This is a genomic window from Microbacterium sp. HMWF026, from assembly GCF_003061325.1.
In the GTDB taxonomy this organism is placed as follows: Bacteria; Actinomycetota; Actinomycetes; order Actinomycetales; family Microbacteriaceae; genus Microbacterium; species Microbacterium testaceum_E.
In genome coordinates this window covers 1-544 of record NZ_QAJB01000369.1, presented here as the reverse complement: position 1 = coordinate 544, position 544 = coordinate 1, and the positions used below count along the sequence as shown (strand labels likewise).

General features: G+C 72.4%; 1 protein-coding gene. It reads right to left on the bottom strand.

The features are described 5' to 3' along the window. A partial coding sequence (locus DBR36_RS13750; protein ID WP_258222856.1) for an AarF/UbiB family protein occupies positions 1-544 on the bottom strand: 544 nt, incomplete at both ends.

The following is a 544-nucleotide window of genomic DNA, read 5'->3' as shown; positions in this document are numbered from 1 at the left end:
GGCTCGCGCACCGGGCCGACGCGCGTCCGCGCCTCGGCCCGGTGCGCGAGCCGCAGGATGATGTCGGCGTCCGCCTCGACCTGCGCACGGGCCGCCGGTCGCTGCACCTTGACCACGACGTCGGTGCCGTCGAGCAGACGCGCACGGTGCACCTGGGCGACCGAGGCCGCGGCCAGGGGCACGGGGTCGACCTCGGCGAACACCTGATCGAGGGGGACGTCGAGATCGCTTTCGATGACCGCACGCACGGTCTGCCAGGGCAGCGTCGTGGCGTTCGTCTGCAGCGAGGCGAGGGCGCTCAGATACGGCTCGGGCACGAGGTCGCGACGGGTGGAGAGCACCTGTCCCAACTTGACGAAGCTCACGCCGGCGTCGTTGATGGTCGCGACGATCGCGTTGGCGCGCTCCTCCGAGGTGCTGAGCTGCTCCTCGACACGGGCGCGGCCCCCGTGGAACAGCCACCCGACCCCGTGCCGCGAGGCGATCGCGAGGATGTCGATGTAGCGCCGCGTGCGCTTGCGTTGACGGAGGGCCGCGCCCGTGT